General features: G+C 50.7%; 19 protein-coding genes. 17 read left to right on the top strand and 2 right to left on the bottom strand.

All coding sequences use genetic code 11. The annotated features are described in order from the left end of the window. The 6 genes from DFR60_RS24740 (at position 1) to DFR60_RS24715 (ending at position 6,405) form a co-directional block, all read left to right on the top strand. Positions 1-492 carry an RNA polymerase sigma factor gene (locus tag DFR60_RS24740; RefSeq protein ID WP_110325295.1) on the top strand — a complete coding sequence of 164 codons (492 nt, stop codon included), beginning with the start codon at positions 1-3 and terminating at the stop codon, positions 490-492. A gap of 60 nt (positions 493-552) precedes the next feature. Next, on the top strand, positions 553-1,428 hold the full coding sequence (gene rsiV / locus DFR60_RS24735) for an anti-sigma-V factor RsiV (RefSeq protein WP_110325293.1): 876 nt from the start codon (positions 553-555) through the stop codon (positions 1,426-1,428). A 256-nt stretch (positions 1,429-1,684) separates the two neighbouring features. Further along, the gene (locus tag DFR60_RS24730) at positions 1,685-2,167 is read left to right on the top strand and encodes an RNA polymerase sigma factor (RefSeq protein WP_110325319.1); all 483 of its coding nucleotides are present in this window, start codon (positions 1,685-1,687) and stop codon (positions 2,165-2,167) included. Beyond that, complete coding sequence (locus DFR60_RS24725) at positions 2,164-3,513, top strand: RsiV family protein (protein WP_110325291.1); 1,350 nt, start codon at positions 2,164-2,166, stop codon at positions 3,511-3,513. Before DFR60_RS24730 ends, DFR60_RS24725 begins: the two co-directional genes overlap by 4 nt. A gap of 178 nt (positions 3,514-3,691) precedes the next feature. After that, positions 3,692-4,087, top strand: coding sequence for a BlaI/MecI/CopY family transcriptional regulator (locus DFR60_RS24720; protein WP_432764129.1), 396 nt, complete (start codon positions 3,692-3,694; stop codon positions 4,085-4,087). Then, a complete protein-coding gene (locus tag DFR60_RS24715; protein ID WP_110325287.1) occupies positions 4,087-6,405 on the top strand; it encodes a M56 family metallopeptidase in 2,319 nt (772 codons plus the stop codon). Before DFR60_RS24720 ends, DFR60_RS24715 begins: the two co-directional genes overlap by 1 nt. Positions 6,406-6,578: 173 nt before the next feature. Here the strand turns inward: DFR60_RS24715 and sigG are convergent, their stop codons facing one another. Both sigG and DFR60_RS24705 read right to left on the bottom strand, forming a co-directional pair. Continuing rightward, positions 6,579-7,355 (bottom strand): RNA polymerase sporulation sigma factor SigG, encoded by a 777-nt coding sequence (gene sigG / locus DFR60_RS24710; protein WP_002603571.1) that lies wholly within the window; start codon positions 7,353-7,355, stop codon positions 6,579-6,581. 199 nt (positions 7,356-7,554) lie between these two features. Next, positions 7,555-8,319, bottom strand: coding sequence for a type III pantothenate kinase (locus DFR60_RS24705; RefSeq protein ID WP_110325285.1), 765 nt, complete (start codon positions 8,317-8,319; stop codon positions 7,555-7,557). Between the two features lie 249 nt (positions 8,320-8,568). On the opposite strand from DFR60_RS24705, the gene coaBC reads away from it, so the two are divergent. From coaBC to DFR60_RS24650, 11 genes are all read left to right on the top strand, one after another. Next, the gene (coaBC, locus tag DFR60_RS24700) at positions 8,569-9,768 is read left to right on the top strand and encodes a bifunctional phosphopantothenoylcysteine decarboxylase/phosphopantothenate--cysteine ligase CoaBC (protein WP_110325283.1); all 1,200 of its coding nucleotides are present in this window, start codon (positions 8,569-8,571) and stop codon (positions 9,766-9,768) included. 28 nt (positions 9,769-9,796) lie between these two features. Next, a complete protein-coding gene (locus DFR60_RS24695) occupies positions 9,797-10,621 on the top strand; it encodes an alpha/beta hydrolase (RefSeq protein ID WP_110325281.1) in 825 nt (274 codons plus the stop codon). 392 nt (positions 10,622-11,013) lie between these two features. Continuing rightward, positions 11,014-12,606, top strand: a complete 1,593-nt coding sequence (locus DFR60_RS24690) for a peptide chain release factor 3 (protein WP_110325279.1) — start codon at positions 11,014-11,016, stop codon at positions 12,604-12,606. A gap of 41 nt (positions 12,607-12,647) precedes the next feature. Next, positions 12,648-13,100: a GatB/YqeY domain-containing protein gene (locus DFR60_RS24685; protein WP_110325277.1), complete on the top strand. Its 453-nt coding sequence runs from the start codon at positions 12,648-12,650 to the stop codon at positions 13,098-13,100. A 34-nt stretch (positions 13,101-13,134) separates the two neighbouring features. Next, on the top strand, positions 13,135-14,538 hold the full coding sequence (locus DFR60_RS24680) for a Sapep family Mn(2+)-dependent dipeptidase (protein WP_110325275.1): 1,404 nt from the start codon (positions 13,135-13,137) through the stop codon (positions 14,536-14,538). Positions 14,539-14,996: 458 nt separating this feature from the next. Then, positions 14,997-16,019 carry a methionine ABC transporter ATP-binding protein gene (locus DFR60_RS24675; RefSeq protein WP_110325273.1) on the top strand — a complete coding sequence of 341 codons (1,023 nt, stop codon included), beginning with the start codon at positions 14,997-14,999 and terminating at the stop codon, positions 16,017-16,019. Next, on the top strand, positions 16,009-16,674 hold the full coding sequence (locus DFR60_RS24670; RefSeq protein WP_002603580.1) for a methionine ABC transporter permease: 666 nt from the start codon (positions 16,009-16,011) through the stop codon (positions 16,672-16,674). The genes DFR60_RS24675 and DFR60_RS24670 overlap by 11 nt, the downstream gene beginning before the upstream one ends. A gap of 130 nt (positions 16,675-16,804) precedes the next feature. Continuing rightward, positions 16,805-17,707 carry a MetQ/NlpA family ABC transporter substrate-binding protein gene (locus DFR60_RS24665; RefSeq protein WP_002603581.1) on the top strand — a complete coding sequence of 301 codons (903 nt, stop codon included), beginning with the start codon at positions 16,805-16,807 and terminating at the stop codon, positions 17,705-17,707. A 192-nt stretch (positions 17,708-17,899) separates the two neighbouring features. Then, positions 17,900-19,789, top strand: a complete 1,890-nt coding sequence (locus tag DFR60_RS24660; protein WP_110325271.1) for a sensor histidine kinase — start codon at positions 17,900-17,902, stop codon at positions 19,787-19,789. After that, positions 19,764-21,260, top strand: a complete 1,497-nt coding sequence (locus tag DFR60_RS24655) for a response regulator transcription factor (RefSeq protein WP_110325269.1) — start codon at positions 19,764-19,766, stop codon at positions 21,258-21,260. The genes DFR60_RS24660 and DFR60_RS24655 overlap by 26 nt, the downstream gene beginning before the upstream one ends. 145 nt (positions 21,261-21,405) lie before the next feature. Further along, on the top strand, positions 21,406-22,527 hold the full coding sequence (locus DFR60_RS24650; RefSeq protein ID WP_110325267.1) for a BMP family lipoprotein: 1,122 nt from the start codon (positions 21,406-21,408) through the stop codon (positions 22,525-22,527). The last annotated feature ends 6 nt before the right edge of the window (positions 22,528-22,533 follow it).

Raw genomic sequence — 22,533 nt, 5'->3', positions numbered from 1 at the left:
TTGAAGAAGAATTTGGATGCTGAAGCTGAGAAAATACTCCTGACCAATTATGAAAAGTATTATCGTCTCGCCTACAGCTATGTGAATAACGAACAGGATGCGCTGGACATTGTCCAGGAAAGTGCTTATAAGGTGATGAAAGATATTAGTAAGGTGCGGGAGCCGGATTATTTATCTACCTGGATCTACCGCGTGGTGATGAACACGGCCGTCGATTTTCTGAGGAAGAGACAGAAGGAGAGCATCGGCCTGGAGGGGGTGGAGATCCCCCACGAGGATGTCTATCATGAGGATGATCCGATGGAGCTTCTCAAGTCACTGGATGAAAAAGACCGTACCATCGTGGTGTTAAAGGTTATAGAGGAACTGAAGCTGGAAGAGATCGCCGTGGTGCTGGATTTGAATGTCAATACGGTAAAAGCAAGACTGTACCGGGCACTAAAAAAACTCAGAATCGAACTGGAGCCGGAAATGTCACCGTTTACTTCGTGACCGGCAACACGCTTCGCGATGCTCAGTAAGGTCCAAAATGTCACAGAAAGGGGACACATTATGGAAAACGACAGCAGAAACAAATTGGAGAAGTTAAAAGAAGAATATCATAACATTCCGGTGCCGGCCTCGGCCAGGGAAAACATAATGGCAGGAATTGAAAAGGCAAAAAAAGAAAAGAGGATGAGAATCGTGATACAGTTTACAAAGAAGACAGGATTAACGGCGGCGGCCGCGCTGCTCGCCATCACCGTGATGGCAAACGTAAGCCCTACTACCGCAAACGCCATGGAAAATATTCCTGTGCTCGGAACCATTGCCAAGGTGGTAACCTTCCGCACCTTTGAAGATACAAAAGATAATTATGAGGCGAAGATCGATATTCCCCAGGTATCCATCGGAGATCAGGCGAACACAGAGGTCAACAAGTCCATCGAGGAGTATGCGAACCAGCTGATCGCCGAATATGAGAAGGAAGTGACAGAGGACGTTGCCGGCGAGGGCCACTACTCTGTAACCTCCAACTATCAGGTGGTGACAGACAATGATAAATATCTGTCTCTGCGAATCAACACAACCGTGATTATGGCCAGCGGGGCGGATTATGTGAAGATCTTTACAATAGACAAGGCAACAGGCCAGGTAGTAACCCTGAAGGATTTATTTCGGAATAAAGCGGATTATATTCAGGCTCTCAGCGATAATATAAAAGAGCAGATGAGGGCTCAGATGGCGGCGGACGACTCCAAGATGTATTTCTTTGAATCCGGCGAGGAGGCCGCAGAGGACTTCAATCAGATTACAGGTGACGAGAGCTTCTATTTCAACGAGAATGGAGAACTGGTGCTCGTATTTGACGAGTATACCGTGGCTCCGGGATATATGGGAGTTGTGGAATTTACCATCCCGAAATCGGTAACGGGAGATATTGGCTGATTGGGATATTTTGGAATAAAGAGTCCGGCTGTCCGGATTCTCCCATGAAATCAAAGCAGCAGGCGTCTGGACGAATGAGTCCGGATGCCTGCTTCTGTTTTTTTGTTGCGTCCTGTCTCATACAGTGATATAATTTTTCGACCCCACTCTTTCAATAAAAAATTGCAGGAGATGAAACTTTTCACATCCTGTGTTTGTCAATAAAGTAGACGGGAACAAATACAGCATGCCTGTGAAAGGAGACAGAAAACAAAATATGAAACAGGATCATTACGACATTGTGGTAAATTATATCATTGCAAATCAGAAGAAGTTTTACAGGCTGGCCTATACCTATGTGAGAAACGAGAATGACGCGCTGGATATCGTTCAGAATGCCATCTGCAGCGCATTGGAGCATTATGAGTCGATACGGGAGATCTCGTATATTAAAACCTGGTTTTACAGAGTGCTGGTTCATGAGAGCCTGAACTATGTCAGAAAGAAGAACCGGGAAATTGTGAGTGATGAACTGCTGGGCGAAGAGGCCGCCTATGTGGAGCCGGGCTACGGGGAGACGGAGGGGTTCTTTGAAGAGTTGGACCGTCTTCCGGCCGATACCCAGAATGTGATCAGACTTAGATTTTATGAGGAGATGTCTCTGCAGGAAATTGCAGAGGTTATGGAACTGAGTGTAAACACTGTAAAATCGAAATTGTACAGAGGGCTTAAATCATTAAAGGAGGAGCTGGTGATATGAGCAGATTGAAGGACAGCAAGAACGTATACGACAACATTCCGATCCCGGACCGGTTGGAGGAGACTGTGGCCTCAGCCATTGAGCAGGCCGCCGCGCGGCGAAAAGAAGAAAATGGCGTACCGGACCGGCCGGCAATGGATCGCCGGGACAGGAAAAAATGGAGAAGACGGGGCAGAGTGATCTCCGGCTGTGGTTTGGCTGCTGCGGCTGCACTGACGGTAGTGGTCGCCGTCGGGGTTAATACCAGCCCGACGTTTGCCGAAGAAATACGGGGCATTCCGGTGATTGGAGCTATCGTAAGGCTGTTTACCGCAGAATCGTGGCAGTCCGACACGGATGATGCCGGAATTTCGGTGGAGGTCCCGGGAATTGAGATGATTCGCGGCGAGACGAAAAATCTGGCGGAAGAGATCAACGAGGAAATAAAAGCGAAGTGCGACGCCTACGCGGCAGCGGCCGTAGAACGGGCAAAGGAGTACAAAAAGGCATTCCTGGATACGGGCGGAACGGAAGCGGAGTGGAAAGAGCATGATATCCAGATTCGCGTATGGTATGAACTGAAAAGCCAGAACGATTCCCATCTCTCCTTTACGGTCAGCGGATCCGAAAATTGGGTCTCCGCCTACAGCGAAACGTATTACTACAATATCGACCTGACAAACGGAAGGTATCTGAGCCTGGAGGACCTTTTAGGACCGGATTACATGGAAAAGGCGAATGAGAGCATACGCGCCCAGATCAAAGCGCAGGAAGCGGACTCTGAAGTGAAATTCTTTACAAAGGCTGAAGGCGGCTTTGAAACCGTGACGGCGGATACCCCGTTCTATATCAATGAGAAGGGCAATCCAGTCGTAGTATTTGAAAAGTATGAGATTGCGCCCGGGGCGCTCGGACGTCCGGAGTTTGAGATCGAAAGGCATGCGGAGGAGGAGAAAGCGCCAATGGAAACCGCGGCAAAGGAGAGTATGACAGAAGAACAGGCGGAGTCCGGCGGCCTGGATAATTTCTCCGTGGATCAGAGTGAGGCGGAGGCCTTTGCCGGCAGAATTCAGAAAGCTGTCGCAGAACAGGATCTGGAGGCGCTGGCGGACTGTATCTCCTTCCCTACCTATATAGGTTTTCCAGATGAAGGCGTCGTGGTCAGTACGAGAGAAGAATTTCTCGCTTTCGGAAAAGAGAAGGTTTTTACGGCCGATCTTATATCCTCCATAAAAAATACGGATATTACGGCACTGGAGGCGAGCATGGCAGGGTTTCATATGCAGGAGCAGTCGGAGGAGAAGAAACCTGGCATCACTTTTGGTATTGTGGATGGAAAACTGGCCGTTAATGGAATCAATTACTGATCTGTAAGGCGGGGAAAGGCGGCCTCTCTGAAAAGGATACTGGACAGTCTCCCCGAAGATGCGCTTGACATGAGAGGTCTATCGTGATAGACTTAATGTAAAGGACTACTGCGATAGACCAGAACCATGCGGCAATGATGGATTGGAGGGAGGCATTTACATGGAAGAGAAGAAGGAGATTCGTGAAAAGAATCAGATAGAAGAAAAGAATCAAATAGAAGAAAAGAAACTGTATGAGAGCGAATACCGTTTCATGAACCTGATCTGGGACAACGAGCCGGTGAATTCCACGGAGCTTGTGAGAATCTGCGGAAAAGAGCTGGGATGGAAGAAGTCCACCTGTTATACGGTCTTAAAAAAACTGGCAGGAAGGGGCTTCGTGAAGAATGAACAGGCCATCGTGAGCTCACTGATTCCCAGGGAAGAGGTTTTAAAGTACGAGAGTGAGACGGTAGTGGACAGAAACTTTGACGGTTCTCTGCCCGCCTTTGTGACTGCTTTTCTGAAGGACAGAAAGCTGACAGAGAAGGAAGCGGAGGAAATCAGACAGATGATAGAAAAGGCGGTGAAGTAATGGCTGTAGATCAGATGATGATCACTCTTTTGAACATGAGCATTACCGCAGGCTTTGCCGCCCTTTTGGTGATGGCGCTGCGCCTGCTGTATAAGAGGCTTCCCAAGCAGTTTTCCTGTGTGCTGTGGCTGGTGGTGATCTTTCGCTTTTTATGCCCGTTTTCTCTCCAGTCGGCTTACAGCCTGCTGCCGTTTTATTCAAATCCCCTGGAGGAGCGGCTCATCTATGAAAACACGCCCTCCATTGATTCGGGGGTCTTCTTTATAGACCGTCCCGTGAACCAGGTTCTGGAACAGACCATGACCGTGACCAATCTCTATATGTCGGTCAATCCCATACAGATCCTGCTGTTTGTGATGCTGGTAGTCTGGGAGGCGGGAATGCTGGTCTTCTTTCTTTTCCATTTTGCCGGGTATATCCGCTTGAAATGGAGGCTTGGAACGGCAGTGAAGGTTCAGGAGCCTGATCCGGATCATGAAAATGAAAAAGGCTGGAGACCAGAACACGGGATTTATGAATCCGACCAGATTCCCGGCGCCTTTGTCATGGGAATATTCTGTCCCGTGATCTACCTGCCTTCAAACTTAACGGAGATGGAACGGGAGTGTGTCTTGAGGCATGAACGGATCCATATCCGGCGTCGTGACTATATCGTTAAGCTTCTGGGGCTTTTGATGGTTATCGTGCACTGGTTTAACCCCATCGCCCATATAAGCTTTCATCTGCTTTGCAAGGACATGGAGATGTCCTGTGACGAGGCGGTGGTGAGCGAGCTGGGAGAGGGCGGAAAGAGGCAGTACTCGCTGGCACTCCTGTCTGCTGCGGAGAAAGGCAGCGGAGCGCGCCTGCCCCTGGCCTTTGGAGAGAGCCATACGAAATCGAGAATAAAGAATGTGTTAAACTATAAGAAAGCGGGCTTCTGGATCACGCTCTGCGCCGTGATCGTAACGGCAGCGGCCGTGCTGTGCCTCATGACAGTCAGGGAAAAACCCGTGGATCCGGAGGCGGTTTCCATCATTGGAGGCGGAGACGGTCCTACCAGCATTTTCATTGCAGGTAAGGATGACGGAGAGACGCCGGCCATGCCTGTGGAAATGCCGGATACCTCCTGGCTCTCCGGGCAGGTATTGGAAAAGGGGCTGGAAAGTACCATTACCATAGATTACGCCTCAAAGGATCAGATTATTTTCCATGGAAGCTGCGGCCTGTTCAGTTTTCAGCTTGAAGACGGAAAATGGGTGCCGAACTTAATCATTGGGCCGGATGATACGGGAACCATCGATTTGGAGGCCGTAACCAGCGCGCTTGATGCGGTGAAAAAGGAACCGGAATCGGAAGACAGCGTTCACAGAGAAGATTCTTTCGTGGGTAAGAATCCGGCAGCCGGAAGTTCTTTTATTGATTACGATGTGGAAAAGCTTGCCGACGGAAGCATCGCCGTACTTGGAGGTATGGGGACCTCCTCGAGTAATGGAGGATTGACGGGAAAGCTGGTGGATGTATTTTACGGTTGGTACCATCCGGACGATATGGTGATGCATCAGGCATACTTATTCGCCGGAGACGGTGCAATGGTGGAAAATAACAGCGGAGAGATCGAAGAGCGGCGGTACTTGTTTACGACCGACGGCGCTGATTACTTCCTCAGAACTCCGCAGACAGCTCTTGAATTTGAACTGCAGGATGGAAAAGAGCCGGAAAGTCTTCATTTTCCATATGACCGGCTGGAGCTGGTGAGAAATGCAGGGGGATCTGTCCAGGTTCTGGATCCCATGGTGATCATGGGACAGCCGGAAAGCCAGAAGATGGTTCTGGCAGAAGGAAGGATCTACTATTACGGGGCGGCAAAGGAGGATCGGCTGAGCTTTAAATCTCATTCCCTGATCGGCATCCGCACGGATGGCAGCGACCGCCGGGTAGCCGGGATCGACTATTCGGTGTGCAGGGGGCTGTCCTACGACAACGGCTATCTCTATTATGAAGGCTGGAAAAATGCCATGGAGTTCCCGCGCCCGATTTACCGCATGAAGCCTGATTTCAGTGAGATAACAAAGCTGGGAGATTTTAACGGAAACCTGATATCCGTGGTGGATGGAACCTTCTATCTGTTAAGCGCGGAGAAACCAGCCATTGTGCTGACGCGGGAAGGTCACTTTGATGAGGTTAAGTATTACGATAAGTGCGGATACGACGCGAAGAATTATGAGTGCGTGGCGGCATCTGCGGCTGACGGGAAGCTTGCGATGAAGTTCGTGAATCTGTCGGGGAACCGGGAGTATGTGAATTATGAGATTCCGCTGGCGGCGGGGGACTTGTAGAAGACATTGCAGTGTTAGACCTGTGAATATAGTGATCAGCTTGTAGACGAAACTAAAAATAAAAACTTAAAACAGGAAGGAAATTCAAAATTATTGAATTCCCTTCCTGTTTTAGGTTCATAACGGAAATGCAGTTCAATACTTCTATCTGATTACGTATTTCTCTCTATATTTTACGAAAGGTATCCCTTCATGCTTTTCAATGCGTTTTTTTCCAGACGGCTGACCTGGGCCTGGCTGATATGGATCTCCTCCGCCACCTCAGTCTGGGTCTTTCCTTCAAAGAAGCGCATGTCGATAATGTGGCGTTCCCGTTCGGGAAGGCGTTTCATGGCTTCATTTAAGGAGATGTCCTCCACCCAGTTTTCCTCCAGATTCTTTTTGTCGCTGATCTGGTCCATGACGAAGAGTGGATCGCCGCCGTCGGAATATACAGGCTCGTACAGGCTGACAGGGCTCTGAATGGCATCCAGAGCATAGGTGATGTCCTCCTTGCTGACTCCGATTTCATTGGCGATTTCCATGATGGTAGGCTCTTTTAAGTTTTTCTTCATGAGATTTTCTTTTGCATAGATGGCTTTATAGGCGGTGTCGCGTAAGGAACGGCTGACACGGATCGAATTGTTATCCCGAAGATAGCGGCGTACCTCGCCCAGTATCATGGGAACGGCATACGTTGAAAAGCGTACGTTCTGTGTAATGTCAAAATTGTCAATGGCTTTGATCAGGCCGATGCAGCCAATCTGGAACAAGTCGTCCACATTTTCGTTACTGCCTGAAAAACGCTGTATGACGCTGAGAACCAGTCTTAAGTTACCCTTAATATATTCCTCTCTGGCTTCCATATCGCCATCCAGGATCCTCTTAAATAAGGCTTCTTTTTCTTCGTTGTTTAAAAGGGGCAGCTTTGAAGTGTTAACGCCGCAGATCTCTACTTTGTATACAGGCATGTCTTTCCCTCCGCATCATTCTTTTTAGTCATAAAGGAATGATGTACTTATTCGGAGGCTTTTATACGATGCCAGATTTAAATTTTATTTCCATTTTCTGGCGGCGGTCCGCAAAGTGCCTGTTTATCGCATTGGCTCATGCATCAGGTGCGCAGATGAGCCAATGAACGTTTGCGGTCCGCCGCGTGAGCTGCGGATTTTATTTGTTTTTTTCGTAAAGAATGAGGAGACCTTTTAATAAAAGCGCCTCATCGTAATTGATTTTATGACGGCAGAGAGGGAGGACGGAAGGGGCAAGACCGCCTGTGGCTACGAGGCTTGCGGCCTGTCCCAGCTCTTCTTGCATGCGGTCGATGATGCCGTCAATCATGGCGGCATTGCCATAGAGAATACCGTTTTTCATGCAGTCGATGGTATTCTTGCCGATGACCCGGGCCGGTCTGTTTAAACCGATGTAGGGAAGCTGAGCCGCACGGCTGCTCAAAGAATCCAGAGAAACCCGTAGACCCGGGAAAATGATGCCGCCCGTATAGTTGCCCGCCCTGTCAATGACGGACATGGTGGTGGCGGTTCCCATGTCGATGATGATGATGGGAGACGGGTAATCCTTAAGCGCAGCCACGGCGTCTACAATTAAGTCGCTTCCCACGGTCTTCGGATTATCCATGATGATATTAAGTCCCGTTTTCATGCCGGAGCCAACCAGCATAGGCGTCTTTCCGGTGATTTTCTTAACTGCAGAGAGCACCACGTCCGTCAGCGGCGGAACGACGGAAGAGACCACGGCCCCTTCAATCGAGGAAAGCGGCAGGTTATGGATAGCCATAATGTCTTTGATATTAACTGCGTATTCCAGGTCTGTCTTCCCAAGGTTCGTGGTGACACGCTCCACAAACCAGGTGCGGCTGTCATCAATACCGCCGATTACAATATTGCTGTTTCCCATGTCAATTGCTAAAATCATAAAGGGAACTCCTTTCCAAAATTTAGAGGTTATGGTATACTATGAGCACTTAGTGAGGTTTTTCACGAACTTAGTGCGAGTCATACCTGAGTACTTAACGAGGTCTTTCACGAGTTTAGTACGAATGGTATACTATGAGCACTTAGTGAGGTTTTTCATGAACTTAGTGAGGTTTTTCACGAGTTTACCACATTTTAGTCAAAATAACAATGTAAGCAGAAATAAAAAGAAGCGAGGCAGGAGACGTTTATGCTGAAAGGAAAACATGTTGTTCTGGGAATTACGGGAAGTATCGCGGCATACAAGACGGCCGGACTGGCCAGCATGCTGGTGAAAAAGGGCTGCCATGTCCATGTACTGATGACAGAGAATGCGACTAATTTTATCAATCCGATTACGTTTGAGACACTGACAGGAAATAAATGCCTTGTAGATACCTTTGACCGGAATTTTGAATTCAGCGTGGAGCATGTGGCGCTCGCGAAGCAGGCGGACGTGGTGATGATTGCCCCGGCTTCCGCCAACGTGGTCGCTAAGCTGGCTCACGGGCTGGCCGATGATATGCTGACGACGACCGTGCTGGCCTGCCGCTGCAGGAAGATCATTGCACCGGCCATGAACACGAATATGTATGAAAACCCGATTGTTCAGGATAATATAAAGATTTGTGAAAAGTATGGGATGGAAGTGATAAAACCGGCGGTGGGCTACTTGGCCTGCGGCGATACGGGAGCGGGAAAGATGCCGGAGCCGGCCGAGCTGTTCGACTACATTGAACAGGAGATCGGAGCGCAGAAGGATCTGGAGGGAAAGAAGATTCTCGTCACAGCGGGCCCTACGAGAGAGGCGATTGATCCGGTCCGCTATATCACCAACCATTCTACCGGCAAGATGGGCTATGCCGTTGCTAAGGCCGCGGCTCTGCGAGGGGCCGATGTGACGCTGGTTACCGGAAAGACAGACACGCCCAAACCGCGTTTCGTAAAACTGATCGAGATCCAAAGCGCCGGAGACATGTTCGAGGCGGTGACGGCAGCGGCAGCGGAACAGGATATTATCATTAAGGCGGCGGCCGTGGCGGATTACCGGCCTAAATCAGTGGGCACGGAAAAGACGAAGAAGACGGACGGTGATATGGCGATCGAGCTGGAGCGGACCGATGACATTTTAAAATGGCTGGGCGCACACCGGAGGGAAGGTCAGTTTCTCTGTGGATTTTCCATGGAAACCCAGAACATGCTGGAGAATTCCAGGGTGAAGCTGGATAAAAAGAATATTGACATGATTGTGGCAAATAATCTGAAGGTGGAAGGCGCCGGCTTTGGCACGGATACGAACGTCGTGACCATCATCACGAGAGAGCGGAATCTGGAGCTGGAGAAGATGACGAAGGAAGAGGTCGCCGACCGGCTGCTGGATGAGATACTTGCCGTATCAGCAGATAAATAAAATGGAATGACAAAGGGGAAAAATCATCATGAATACAGAGAAAAAAGAAATCAAAGTTCCGGGGCAGCTGACAGGACCGGCGCTGCTGACAGGATATCTGATAAAAGAAGTGAGTGTGGCGCCGGACAGAAAGCGGCCGGCTGTGATCGTCTGTGCCGGAGGCGGATACTGGCAGAGATCGGATCGGGAGAGTGAGCCCCTGGCGCTTCAGTTTATGGCCATGGGATGCCATGCCTTTATTCTCGACTACAGCGTTGCCCCGAACCATTTCCCAACCTCTGTGAGAGAGCTTGGGGAAGCGGTTGCCTATATCAGGGAACACTCGGCAGAGTGGAAGGTCGATCCGGCAAAGATCATCGTGTGCGGTTCTTCCGCTGCGGGCCATCTGGCCTGCAGTCTCGGCGTATTCTGGGACAATGAGCTGGTATATGATGCGATCGGCAGAACACCCGCACAGATTCGCCCGGATGGCCTGATCCTTTGTTATCCGGTCATTACAGGCGGCGAGTACGCGCATGTGAACTCCTTTAAGCGTCTGCTTGGGGACGACGTGACCCAGGAACAGAGAGATGCGGTTTCCCTGGAGAATTTTGTGACGGAACAGACGCCGAGGGCATTTATCTGGCATACGTATACGGACGAAAACGTTCCTGTGGAAAACAGCCTGCTTCTGGCAGCCGCCATGAAACGGAAGAATGTCAACTTTGAACTTCATATCTATCCCACTGGCGGCCACGGGCTTTCTCTGGCCGACGAGGAGACGGCCGGGAACGGCTTCCAGGTGGTGGAACAGTGCCAGAGCTGGATTCCTCTTGTGAAAATGTGGCTGAAGCATTTCGAGGCGTCCTGTTAGGTACAATTCACGGCCCCTTTGCCCGTCCCCGCCGTTCGGTCTGCTCTGACGGTTTGCACTCCGGTTCCTGTTCCGGTTTCGGGCATAAACGGTTCTAAACGTGCAATGTTTTTCTAAAAGCCAGTGAAAATGCCCAAACTCGCTACGCTCAAACAGGTGGGCATTTCCCCTGAACGAAAAATTCTGCGCGTTAAGAACCGCTAATGCCCTGCAAAGTCACAGGAACCGGAGTGCAAACCGTCAGAGCAGACCGAACGGCGGGGACGGGCAAAGGGGCCGTGAATTGTAACTCCTGTTAAAGAGAAATGTCCGCTTCACCACATGAATCTTGACTTTGTAATGGAATAATAATACAATAAAAAAGATTGACACGTAAAATTGGAGGAAACATTTTGTCGAATATAACTGAAGAAATAAAGAAGAGAAGAACCTTTGCCATCATTTCCCACCCTGATGCCGGTAAGACGACATTGACGGAAAAGTTTCTGCTTTACGGAGGCGCCATTAATCTGGCCGGTTCCGTTAAGGGAAGAAAGGCGGCAAAGCATGCGGTCTCAGACTGGATGGAGATCGAGAAGGAGAGAGGTATTTCCGTTACCTCCTCGGTAATGCAGTTCAATTACGATGGATACTGCATTAATATCCTGGATACCCCGGGGCATCAGGATTTCTCGGAGGACACATACCGGACCCTTATGGCGGCGGATTCCGCGGTCATGGTCATAGACGGTTCCAAGGGTGTTGAGGCGCAGACGATCAAGCTGTTCAAGGTCTGTGTCATGCGCCACATCCCCATATTTACCTTTATCAACAAGATGGACCGGGAAGCCAGGGATCCGTTTGAACTGATGGACGAGATCGAGACGGTGCTTGGAATCCGTACCTGTCCGGTCAACTGGCCGATCGGCTGCGGCCATGAGTTTAAGGGTGTCTACGACAGAAACAAGAAGACGATCACCACCTTCCAGGCCGCTATGGGCGGACAGAAGACGGTTGATGCCACCGAGGTACTTTTAGGCGATCCCCAGGTGGACTGGCTGATCGGCGAGGATTACCACCACCAGCTGATGGAGGACATCGAACTGCTGGATGGAGCCAGTGACGAACTGGATATGGATCGTGTCGGGAAAGGGAACTTATCACCGGTATTTTTCGGATCGGCGCTGACGAATTTCGGCGTGGAGACATTTTTACAGCATTTCCTTCAGATGACGACAACGCCGCTGCCGAGACTGGCGGATAAGGGTGTGATCGATCCGTTTGAAGAGAAATTTTCGGCCTTTGTGTTTAAGATCCAGGCGAACATGAATAAGGCCCACCGTGACAGAATCGCATTTATGCGAATCGTATCCGGAAAGTTTGAGGCCGGCATGGAGGTAAACCACGTACAGGGCGGAAGGAAACTCCGGCTGTCCCAGCCGCAGCAGATGATGGCTCAGGACAGAAAGATCGTGGAGGAAGCGTACGCAGGCGATATTATCGGCGTTTTTGATCCGGGGATTTTCTCCATCGGAGACACGCTGTGCCTGTCCAATGAGAAGTTTGAATACGAGGGAATCCCCACGTTTGCGCCGGAGCATTTTGCCAGAGTGCGCCAGATGGACACCATGAAGCGGAAGCAGTTTATAAAGGGCGTGAACCAGATCGCCCAGGAAGGCGCCATCCAGATTTTCCAGGAGTTCAATACGGGCATGGAGGAGATCATCGTCGGAGTAGTCGGCGAACTGCAGTTCGAGGTTCTCACCTACCGTCTGGAAAATGAGTACAACGTGGAAGTCAAGCTGGAGAAGCTCCCGTATGAATACATCCGCTGGATAGAGAATAAGAATGAGATTGATGTGGCGAAGATTCAGGGAACCTCCGACATGAAGCGCATCAAGGATTTGAAGGATAATCCGCTTCTGCTGTTTGTCAACAGCTGGAGCGTGGGCATGGTTCTGGACCGCAATCCGGGCCTGAAGCTCAGTGAGTTCGGTAAAAATTAGTAACAGTTCAGACAGCGTAAATTAATAAGGAGGCAGCAGATATGAGTAAGATTGATGTAGTCAGGGCAGCGATGGTAGAAGCCATGAAGGCGAAAGACAAGCAGAGGAAAGATGCATTATCCATGCTTCTTTCTGCACTGAAGAATTTCGAAATCGATAAAAAGGATCACGAGCCGATTACCGAGGACGAGGCGAATACGGTTGTGAAGAAAGAGATCAAGCAGTCCCAGGAGACCTTTGATACAGCGCCTGCGGACCGGGATGACATCCGCGAGGAGGCGGCTTACCGCCTGTCAGTTTATAAGGAATTTGCGCCCGAGGATATGAGCGAGGAGCAGATCCGTGAGGTAGTGACAGCCGTATTGGCTGAGCTGGGGATCGAAAAGCCGGCGCCGTCAGACAAGGGAAAGATTATGAAAGTCCTAATGCCGAAGGTAAAAGGCAAGGCGGACGGCAAGGTGGTTAATGAGATTCTGGCTTCCATGATGAAATAACACGCGGCTTTACCGCCGCAGGAAAGGATAAGACATGTACAGAAAAGAGATTGAAGAGTTTATCGAGGCACACAGACAGGAGATGCTTGATGACATCTGTACTCTGTGCCGCATTAACAGTGAGAAAATGCCGTATAAAGAAGGCATGCCATACGGCCAGGGTGCATTTACCGCACTGTCTGAGGCACTTTCCATGGCTGAGGCCTATGGTTTCTCCATCACCAATTACGATAATTACGTTGGAACCGCAGACCTGAATGATAAAGAACGCCAGCTGGATATTCTGGCCCATCTCGATGTCGTCCCGGCAGGAGAAGGCTGGAAGGAAACAGAACCGTTTGAGCCGGTGGTAAAGGGCGATAAGCTCTTTGGACGCGGCACCGCGGATGACAAGGGACCGGCAGTCGCAGCGCTCTACGCCATGAGAGCCGTGAAAGAGCTGGGAGTCCCTCTTAAGAAGAATGCACGCCTGATTCTGGGAACCGACGAGGAGTGCGGAAGCTCTGACATTGCGCATTACTATGCGATTGAAAAAGAGGCTCCGATGACATTTTCACCGGACGGCTCCTACCCGGTGGTCAACACGGAAAAAGGCTCATTAAACGGTCACTTCACCGCTTCCTTCGCTCCGTCTGAGGCACTGCCGAAGCTGGTATCCGTGGAAGCCGGCTTAAAGGTCAATGTAGTGCCGGGAAAAGCCCGTGCTGTGGTTCAGGGAATCGATGTGGAGGTAATGGAGAAGGCCGCTGAGGCAGTGACCGGAGAAACAGGAATCCGTTTTGAATTCGAAGTGGAGGAAGATTTTGCGACGATCACAGCCATCGGTGAAGGCGCTCATGCGTCCAAACCGGAAGAGGGCAACAACGCGCTGACAGGTCTTCTTGTCCTGATTCAGAGACTGCCGTTTGCGGCCTGCGAGCAGATCAGTACCACTCACCGCCTTCTGGAACTGATTCCTCACGGCGACACCTCCGGTAAGGCTCTGGGAATCGCCATGAGCGATGAGGTCTCAGGAGATTTAACGCTGGCATTCAGCCTGCTCACCATCTCTGACAGCGAGCTGGATGGTACCTTCGACAGCCGATGCCCGATCTGCGCCACAAAAGAGAATGTACTGGATGTAGCAAAGGCAAAGATGGCGGAAAAAGGATTTACCCTTCTGAATGACTCCATGAGGCCGCCTCATCACGTGGATGGAGATTCCGAATTCATCAGCACGCTTCTTCGCACCTACGAGGAGTACACAGGCCGTAAGGGAGAGTGTATCGCCATCGGAGGCGGTACCTACGTTCACGAGCTGAAGAACGGAGTCGCTTTTGGCGCCGCCATGCCGGAGACGGATAACCGCATGCACGGAGCCGATGAGTTCGCAGTCATCGAGGAACTGATCGTAAGTGCAAAGATGTTTGCACAGGTAATTATCGATCTCTGTTCCTAAAATCTGTCTGTCAGACGAATTAACACTTGACAAATGGTATGATGTAGCGTAAAATACGCCTCATAAGTTAAAATCCTAGTCGAACTATAGGAATAGGCGAAGGGAGAAACCGCTATGAACCAGTTTAAAGCCATGCAGATGAATATGTACATGATGAACGGCATGATGATGTGCCGTATGTCAATGTGCGTAAAAAATCGAAAATGATATTCATTTGTATGGATTGTGATTGAAGTTTATGGCAAACAGGGAGATTGAATCTTGAATCGCTGTGGTCGCAAGTCTGTGCAGGGCTTGCGGCCTTTTTGTGTAATAGGGAAGTTGCTCCTTTATCGGGTATGCGCACTTCGCGCTGAGGAAGCCTGGCCGCTGAAGCAGCCGTGCTTCGGCGTGCGAGCCGGCCTGCCGGATTCGGGCATATCCGTTAAACAGTATGGAAAAGAAAGGAAACGAAAGACATGCAGTCATCAGAACCAATTATTCAGCTGGTGGGGCTGGGCAAGGAGTTTAGGACGTCGGGCGGCCCGATCAAGGCGCTGGACGACATCAACCTAACGATCTGCCAGGGAGAAGTTTTTGGAATTATCGGTCTTTCCGGTGCGGGAAAGAGTACGCTGGTACGATGCATCAATTATCTGGAGGTACCGACTTCCGGAGAGGTCCTGTTTGAGAACAGGAGCCTGGCGTCCATGTCCAGACGGGATCAGAGAAAGGCGAGACAGTCCATGGGCATGATCTTCCAGCAGTTTAACCTGCTGGCACAGAGAAATGTCATTCAGAATGTCTGCTTCCCGCTGGAGATCGCAGGCGCACCGAAGAAAGAAGCGAGAGAGCGGGCCATGGAGCTGTTAGGGCTTGTAGGGCTTGCGGACCGCAAGGACGCGTATCCGTCTCAGCTTTCGGGGGGACAGAAGCAGAGGGTGGCGATCGCCAGGGCACTGGCCACCAATCCGAAGATCCTCTTATGTGATGAGGCCACCAGCGCGCTGGACCCCAACACCACGAAGTCGATCCTGGCCCTGTTAAAAGAGATCAACAAAACCATGGGCGTTACGGTAGTCGTGATCACCCATGAGATGACCGTCATCGAAGCGATCTGCGACCGCGTGGCCATCATTGACCAGAGCCACATCGCAGAAGTGGGAAGCGTATCGGAGATATTCTCCGAGCCGAAGTCGAAGATCGGGCGGCAGCTGATCTTAGGAGACGCGGCCGAGCAGGCGGCGAGATTTGGAAAGTCCAGACGGGTGAGAATCTCCTTCGACGGACGTTCCTCCTTCGAACCGGTGTTATCCAATATGATCCTGGCCTGCAAGGTGCCGGTGAATATTATCCACGCGGAGACGCGCGACATAAACGGAACGGCCATGGGACAGATGGTGATCCAGCTTCCCGAGGATGAGGTCGATGCTAACCGGGTGGCCAATTACTTAAAAACAGCCAAAGTACCATTTGAGGAGGTGACGGATTTTGACATTTGATGCTGCTACATTCGATATGTTAAAAACAGGAATATGGGAGACACTGTTCATGACATTCACATCTTCCTTCTTTGCCTATTTAATCGGGATTCCGCTGGGAATTATCCTGATTGTGACGGATAAGGACGGAATCCGGCCGGTTCCATGGCTTCAGAAGATTCTCGGCCTGGCCATCAACCTGCTTCGTTCGGTGCCGTTTATCATCCTTCTGATCATGGTGATTCCGCTTACGAAAAAGATCGTCGGAACGACGCTGGGCGCCAAGGCGGTGATCCCGCCGCTGGTAATCGCGGCCGCGCCCTATGTGGCGAGAGTCGTGGAGTCGTCCTTCAAGGAAGTGGATGCGGGAGTTATCGAGGCAGCCAAGTCCATGGGGGCTTCCACCATGCAGATTGTATGGAAGGTGCTCCTTCCGGAAGCGAAGCCTTCCCTGCTTGTGGGAGCCGCGCTGTCGGTGACCACCATCCTGTCCTATTCGGCCATGTCCGGCTTTGTCGGCGGCGGCGGTCTGGGCGATATTGCCATCAAATACGGCTATTACCGCTATCAGACAGAGATGATGTTCGTAACCGTGGCGATTCTTGTTATCATCGTCCAGATCATACAGGAGGCGGGCATGAAGCTGTCCCGCGTCAGCGATAAGCGAATCCGCTAGATCATAGATCATAAAGAAGTAATGGCCGTAAGGCGTTACCATAAAAACGATCACTCGCACGCTTTGCGCACGAGTCACCGTAGCAATCAAGAGGCGCAGGAAACTGCACAACAAAAAGGAGGAAACAATTATGAAAAAATCACTTTACGTACTGGCTGCCGCACTGCTTGCAGCGGGAGCACTGACCGCCTGCGGTGGAAACAGCAAGGAGACGAATGCCGAGACGACAACAGCGGCTGTTACAGAGTCCAAGGAGACCGAAAGCGCTGCACCGGCCGATGAGACAACGGCAGCAGCCGGAGAATTAAAGAAGCTGGTGGTGGGAGCTTCCCCGGCACCTCACGCAGAGATATTAAAGGCAGCCAAGGACATTTTAAAGGAAAAGGGTTACGATCTGGTAATCAAGGAGTACACCGATTACGTACAGCCGAATCTGGCGCTGGAATCCGGTGATCTGGATGCCAACTACTTCCAGCACTTCCCATACTTAGAGCAGTTCAATCAGGAAAACGGCACGGATCTCGTATCCGCAGGTGCAATCCACTACGAACCGTTCGGAATCTATGCAGGAAAGACCGCTTCCCTGGCAGATTTAGCGGACGGAGCGCAGGTAGCGGTACCGAACGACGTATCCAACGAAGCGAGAGCGCTTCTCCTCCTGTCTGACAACGGCCTGATCGAGTTAAAGGAAGGCGTTGGTCTGGAAGCAACAAAGAATGACATTGTAAAGAATGACAAGAACTTAAAGATCATGGAAATCGAGGCCGCACAGCTTCCGCGCTCCCTGGGTGATGTGGACATCGCCGTTATCAACGGCAACTACGCCATCGAGGCAGGCTTAAAGGTGACGGATGCTCTGGTTACCGAGGATTCCCAGTCGATCGCAGCCACCACATACGGCAACGTCGTAGCGGTTCGCGCAGGCGAGGAGAAATCCGACGCGACTCTGGCTCTGATTGATGCGCTGACAAGCGATACCGTAAAGAAGTATATTGAAGACACGTATCAGGGTGCAGTAGTTCCGTTATTCTAAGATATGTAAATGGGAACAGTACCGCCGGATTATTGGCGGGCTGTTCTTTTTTTGGCAAAATGCGGCGGAGCAGGGGTCTGGCGGGCGGCAATCTTTGCTCAGACGTCATTGAAAATCCATATTCTCTGTGGTAAAGTATAACCATATTAAAATAGAAGAGTATGCAGCCCTGCACGGCTGCCGGAGAACCATATGAGGGGATGGAACGAGATACGAAGCCGGATCAGTGACAGCATCCGGGAGATGAAGCATGCGGCGCCGAAAGGTTCCGGAAGAAGACTCAGCTATATGAAGCGTTATTTCCTGAAGATGCTTCTGCTGATCATCATACTGGTGGGCGTTCTGGTGTTCATGATGACCAGGTTTTCCAAGAGCGTGGTGGGGGATGAGATCATCAGTCTGCACCGTTCGATCTTAAACCAGACGATCCGGCAGCCGGCCGAGACCATCCGGAGTCTTAAGGAAAGTCTGGAAAAGATTACGGAAAACACCCGCGTGATCGACTGGATCGTAGGCGGTGAGGGGGACACGGAAGAGATCGACGCGTATATCCGCGATGAGATTTACGGGAATTATAAGAAAGGCAATAAGTTCCGGATCTATATTTACGATCTGGATGAGCTGCGTTATGCCAGTGACTCTCCGGAGCTGCCGGAGGAGGAGGCCAGGGAGGCGCTTAAGCAGGCGGCGCTTCTGGAGCAGAAAAATCCGAAGGACAATCGATATCTGGGCGGGCCGCTGCAGAGTGGGCAGGAGCAGGGGCTTTACCGCCACAGCTTTTACCTGACCCAGCCAATTAAGGACCTGTTAAGCGGCAGTGTTTGCGGTTATGCCCTGATGCAGTTCAGCGAGGTGGTTCTGTACGATTCCTATTCGGACATGATTGAAAAAGACAGGGATTACTGCATAGTGGACGCGGAAGGCATCGTGCTGTCCGGCAAGAATAAGAACCATATCGGGCTGCCCTACCAGAAAAATGATATCGTCATCCAGAACCGGGAGGCCCTTGGCTCCGGTTATGGGATATCGAAGGCATTTCCGGATAATGTCTATTTCTATGAGAATATCTCAGGAACGGAGTGGTTCCTGCTGGAGAATGCGGATATCCACCATCTCTTTGCGCCGATCGACAGGATGACGTTCTTCTCCTTTCTGCTGCTGGCAGTGTTCGCCGTCTGTTTTCTGCCGGTGACAGCCGTCTCCCTCCGGGTGATATTAAAGCCGATCGACGCCATAAAGAATAAGATGGACATGGTGGCCCGCGGAGAACTTCAGGCCAGGATCGAGGAGGCGGAAAAGGGAAAAGGGGAGCTTTCCGAGATCGCTGATTCCTTCAATTACATGGTCGGGAAGCTGGAGAGCCAGGTCGATGAGATCGGCGTGATGGAGCGGAAAAAACATCTGCTGCAGCTGGACTTTTTACAGACGCAGATCAACCCGCATTTTATCTACAATACGCTCAGCTCTATTCGGTTTTATGTGGAGATGGGAAAAAATGAGGCCGCCGAGAAGATGCTGATTGATTTTTCCAAAATACTGAGAAAGACGCTCTCCAGTTCCGAGAAAATGATTAGCCTGAGAGAGGAGCGGGAGACTCTCCTCTATTATATTGACCTCCAGAAGGCAAGATACCGGGACCGTTTCGAGGTGGAGTTCGACATGCCGGAAAATACGCTTTCCTGTATTGTCCCGGATTTTATACTGCAGCCCATTGTGGAAAATGCAATCTTTTACAGTCTTCAGAAGAAGCAGGTCTGCCATATCGTAATCAGGAGCTATCTCGATGCTGACGTACATCTGACAGAAAGCAATTTTCAAACACGCCCCAGGACGCTCTGTATCAGTGTAAAGGACGACGGAATCGGCATGGATGAGGATAAATTAAGCACTGTCCTGGATAAGGGCATGAATATGAACAAGGTTGGCCTGCGCAATGTGAACGAGAGATTAAAGCTGAATTTCGGCGAAGAATACGGGATCCGGATCTTAAGCGAGGAAGGTGTGGGAACCGAGGTGATCTTAAGTATGCCGGTAAATATGAGAGGAAAGAATTTAGATGAAAATACTGATAGCGGACGATGAAACACCCATCAGAGAATGGATACAATTCAGCATTGAACGCGGTAATCATCCGGATTTTGAGATCGTGGGAGTGGCGGAAAACGGAAACGATGCCCTGGAACTGGCGCTGGAACACCATGTGGATACAGTGATCACCGATATCAAAATGCCGGGGATGGATGGCCTGATGCTGATGAAGAAGCTTCTGGAAAAGATGCCGTACGTCTCGTTTATCATCCTGACAAACTATGCGGAATTTTCTTATGCCCGGGAGGCCATTACCTATGGAGCCAAGAAGTATTTTTTAAAGTCAGAGCTTCGCGGACAGGACATTCTGGAAGCGCTCTTAGAGATCGAGAGCGAGCGGGCGGCCCTTCTGGAAGCGAAGGAGGAGGACTGCTACTCAAACGGCTATCTCGATATCTTCACCTGCTGCCACCGCCTGGACGACGATGCCTTTATCCGGTTGTTCTGGCAGAAACACCATTTTATGGAGGAACTGGACTTCGTCGTCGTGGCGTTGAGAAGCCGGAGCAGTGAAGGACAGAAGGAGAAGCTGGACGGGTTTATCAGGGATCAGAAGCTTCATATTCTGCGGCCGGTGCTGAGAAATGAGAGTATTTACCTGATCCTGCAGGCGGAAAGCGGGGAACTGCTGAAGGAAGCCGTTCAGGCCTTTGTGAGTTACTGGAATGAACGGGAGCCTGGGATCATTGTTTCCAGCCGGAGCCTGCACGGAATCGACCGGGTGATGGGAGGAATCGAAGAGGCGGAGCGGATGCTGCAGTACGATTTCTTCTATAAAAAGGGATTCTTTCCGGCAAAAATAGCGGAAAACGGCGAGCGGCTGGAACGGAATACAATTAAAAAGGAATGCCGGAAGCTCTTAAACCGCGTCATGCACGAGGACAGGGATACGCTGAATCAAGATATTGACCAGTGGTTTTCCTTTTTTGTTCATGTTCCGTGCCAGGACGTGGGCTGGGCCAAGGAGGCCTGTATGAGCTTCGTTATGGGGCTGGAGGAGATTTTCCTGGAATACTGTAAAAACAGCCAGGAGGAGCCGGAGATCGACAGAGGATGGACCCTCGATAAATGCCGGGAATTCTGCACTTATATCATAGAGGAGCTTTACTCTGATAACTATTTGAACTATTCCCAGAGTGTCAGGGAGGCGATACAGTACATCCACGACAACTACGGGAACCAGGATCTCTCCTTAAAGGAGGTGGCCCAGGCGGTCTACCGGTCGCCGGAATATTTAAGCCGCCGGTTTAAATCGGAGACGGGAAAGAATTTCTCCGTTTATCTGATGCTTTACCGGCTGAATCAGGCGAAGGAGCTGCTGCTCTGCACGGATATGCGGATTTATGAGGTTGCGTACGCGGTGGGATATGCCGCGCCGAGCTATTTTTCAAAGGTGTATCACGACTATATGGGAGTGACGCCGGAAATGACGAGATGTCAACAAAGTGACAGAAAGTCAGAATAGTGATAGATAAAAAAGCTGTGGACTGAAAAGAAGTTAAAATACTTCATGACAAAGTACACAGCTTTTATTTATGTTTTAAATGGAAATTAGTACAATATATACATGAAATACAGATGAAAATCTTGAAAAATGAAGGAGAAGAGCAATGAAAAAGAGGATCGCAGCAGCAGCTATGGCAGTGATAATGGCGGTATCCATGACAGGATGCGCCGGAAAGACGGCAGACACGAAGGGGAGCCCGGAGGCCGCCGGAGCACAGGGAGGCACGGAAGCAGCCGGGACACAGGGAGGCACCGGTAAGGAGACTGCAAAAATCGGCGTGATCTTCGGTACCGGAGGACTTGGCGATAAGAACTTCAATGATATGGCATATGCCGGAATCATGAAGGCGCAGGAGGACTTAGGGATCGAGTTCGACTATGTGGAGCCCAATGCCATCAGTGATTTCGTTCCTCTGGGAAGGCAGTTCTCAGAGACGGAAGAATACGATCTGCTGATTGCTGTCGGTTCCGACCAGCAGGAGGCAGTAAAAGAGATCGCGGAAGAATTCCCGGATCAGAGGATCGCACTGGTCGATGGAACGGAAGAGATTACCGGTGTGAGCACGCTTCAGACAGAGTGGTGTGAGCAGACCTTCCTCGCTGGTGTTATCGCGGGCATGGGGACGAAGAGCAGTATGGACAAGGCGAATGCAGATAACGTCATTGGAGTCATCATCGGTGCGGACCAGCCTAATTTAAGAGAGGGCATCGTTGGGTTCACAGCGGGAGCAAAGTATGTGAATCCGGATGTGGAAGTGCTGGAAGGCGTTGTGGGAGCGTTTAACGATCCTGGAAAAGGCAAAGAGATCGGCCTTTCCATGTACAACAAGGGTGCTGACTTTATCCAGTGTATCGCCGGAGCATCCGGTCTGGGCGTGTTTGGCGCTGCAAAGGAAGCGGGACGCTACGCGTTCGGCGTCGGATCGAATCAGAATGCGGAGGACCCGGACTATATCGTAGCCTCTTCCGTCAGAAGCGTGGAAAACATGGTCTATAATGAAGTGAAAAAGGTGATCGACGGAACCTGGGAGCCGGGCCTCCATATGAGCGGCATCCGGGAGGGCGTCGTAGGATGTGACACGGAAGGCTCCAATGTAGCCATTCCAGAGGAGATTCAGGCGGCACTGAAGGATATCAGGGAAAAAATGGTGGCTGGAGAGCTGGTGCCATGTAAGACGGCAGATGAGCTTAACGCCTGGGTGGCTGAAAACCAGTATACGAAGTAGTCGGAA

It is taken from the genome of Hungatella effluvii (assembly GCF_003201875.1).
Lineage (GTDB): Bacteria > Bacillota > Clostridia > Lachnospirales > Lachnospiraceae > Hungatella > Hungatella effluvii.
Note: the sequence above shows the minus strand (reverse complement) of the source record. Positions and strands in the feature narration are given on the sequence as shown.

Coding starts and splice junctions, on each gene's coding strand:
- rsiV (WP_110325293.1), top strand. CDS start 553: ATGGAAAACGACAGCAGAAACAAATTGGAGAAGTTAAAAGAAGAATAT.
- DFR60_RS24730 (WP_110325319.1), top strand. CDS start 1,685: ATGAAACAGGATCATTACGACATTGTGGTAAATTATATCATTGCAAAT.
- DFR60_RS24725 (WP_110325291.1), top strand. CDS start 2,164: ATGAGCAGATTGAAGGACAGCAAGAACGTATACGACAACATTCCGATC.
- DFR60_RS24715 (WP_110325287.1), top strand. CDS start 4,087: ATGGCTGTAGATCAGATGATGATCACTCTTTTGAACATGAGCATTACC.
- sigG (WP_002603571.1), bottom strand. CDS start 7,355: ATGCCTGTATACAAAGTAGAGATCTGCGGCGTTAACACTTCAAAGCTG.
- DFR60_RS24705 (WP_110325285.1), bottom strand. CDS start 8,319: ATGATTTTAGCAATTGACATGGGAAACAGCAATATTGTAATCGGCGGT.
- coaBC (WP_110325283.1), top strand. CDS start 8,569: ATGCTGAAAGGAAAACATGTTGTTCTGGGAATTACGGGAAGTATCGCG.
- DFR60_RS24695 (WP_110325281.1), top strand. CDS start 9,797: ATGAATACAGAGAAAAAAGAAATCAAAGTTCCGGGGCAGCTGACAGGA.
- DFR60_RS24685 (WP_110325277.1), top strand. CDS start 12,648: ATGAGTAAGATTGATGTAGTCAGGGCAGCGATGGTAGAAGCCATGAAG.
- DFR60_RS24680 (WP_110325275.1), top strand. CDS start 13,135: ATGTACAGAAAAGAGATTGAAGAGTTTATCGAGGCACACAGACAGGAG.
- DFR60_RS24675 (WP_110325273.1), top strand. CDS start 14,997: ATGCAGTCATCAGAACCAATTATTCAGCTGGTGGGGCTGGGCAAGGAG.
- DFR60_RS24665 (WP_002603581.1), top strand. CDS start 16,805: ATGAAAAAATCACTTTACGTACTGGCTGCCGCACTGCTTGCAGCGGGA.
- DFR60_RS24660 (WP_110325271.1), top strand. CDS start 17,900: ATGAGGGGATGGAACGAGATACGAAGCCGGATCAGTGACAGCATCCGG.
- DFR60_RS24655 (WP_110325269.1), top strand. CDS start 19,764: ATGAAAATACTGATAGCGGACGATGAAACACCCATCAGAGAATGGATA.
- DFR60_RS24650 (WP_110325267.1), top strand. CDS start 21,406: ATGAAAAAGAGGATCGCAGCAGCAGCTATGGCAGTGATAATGGCGGTA.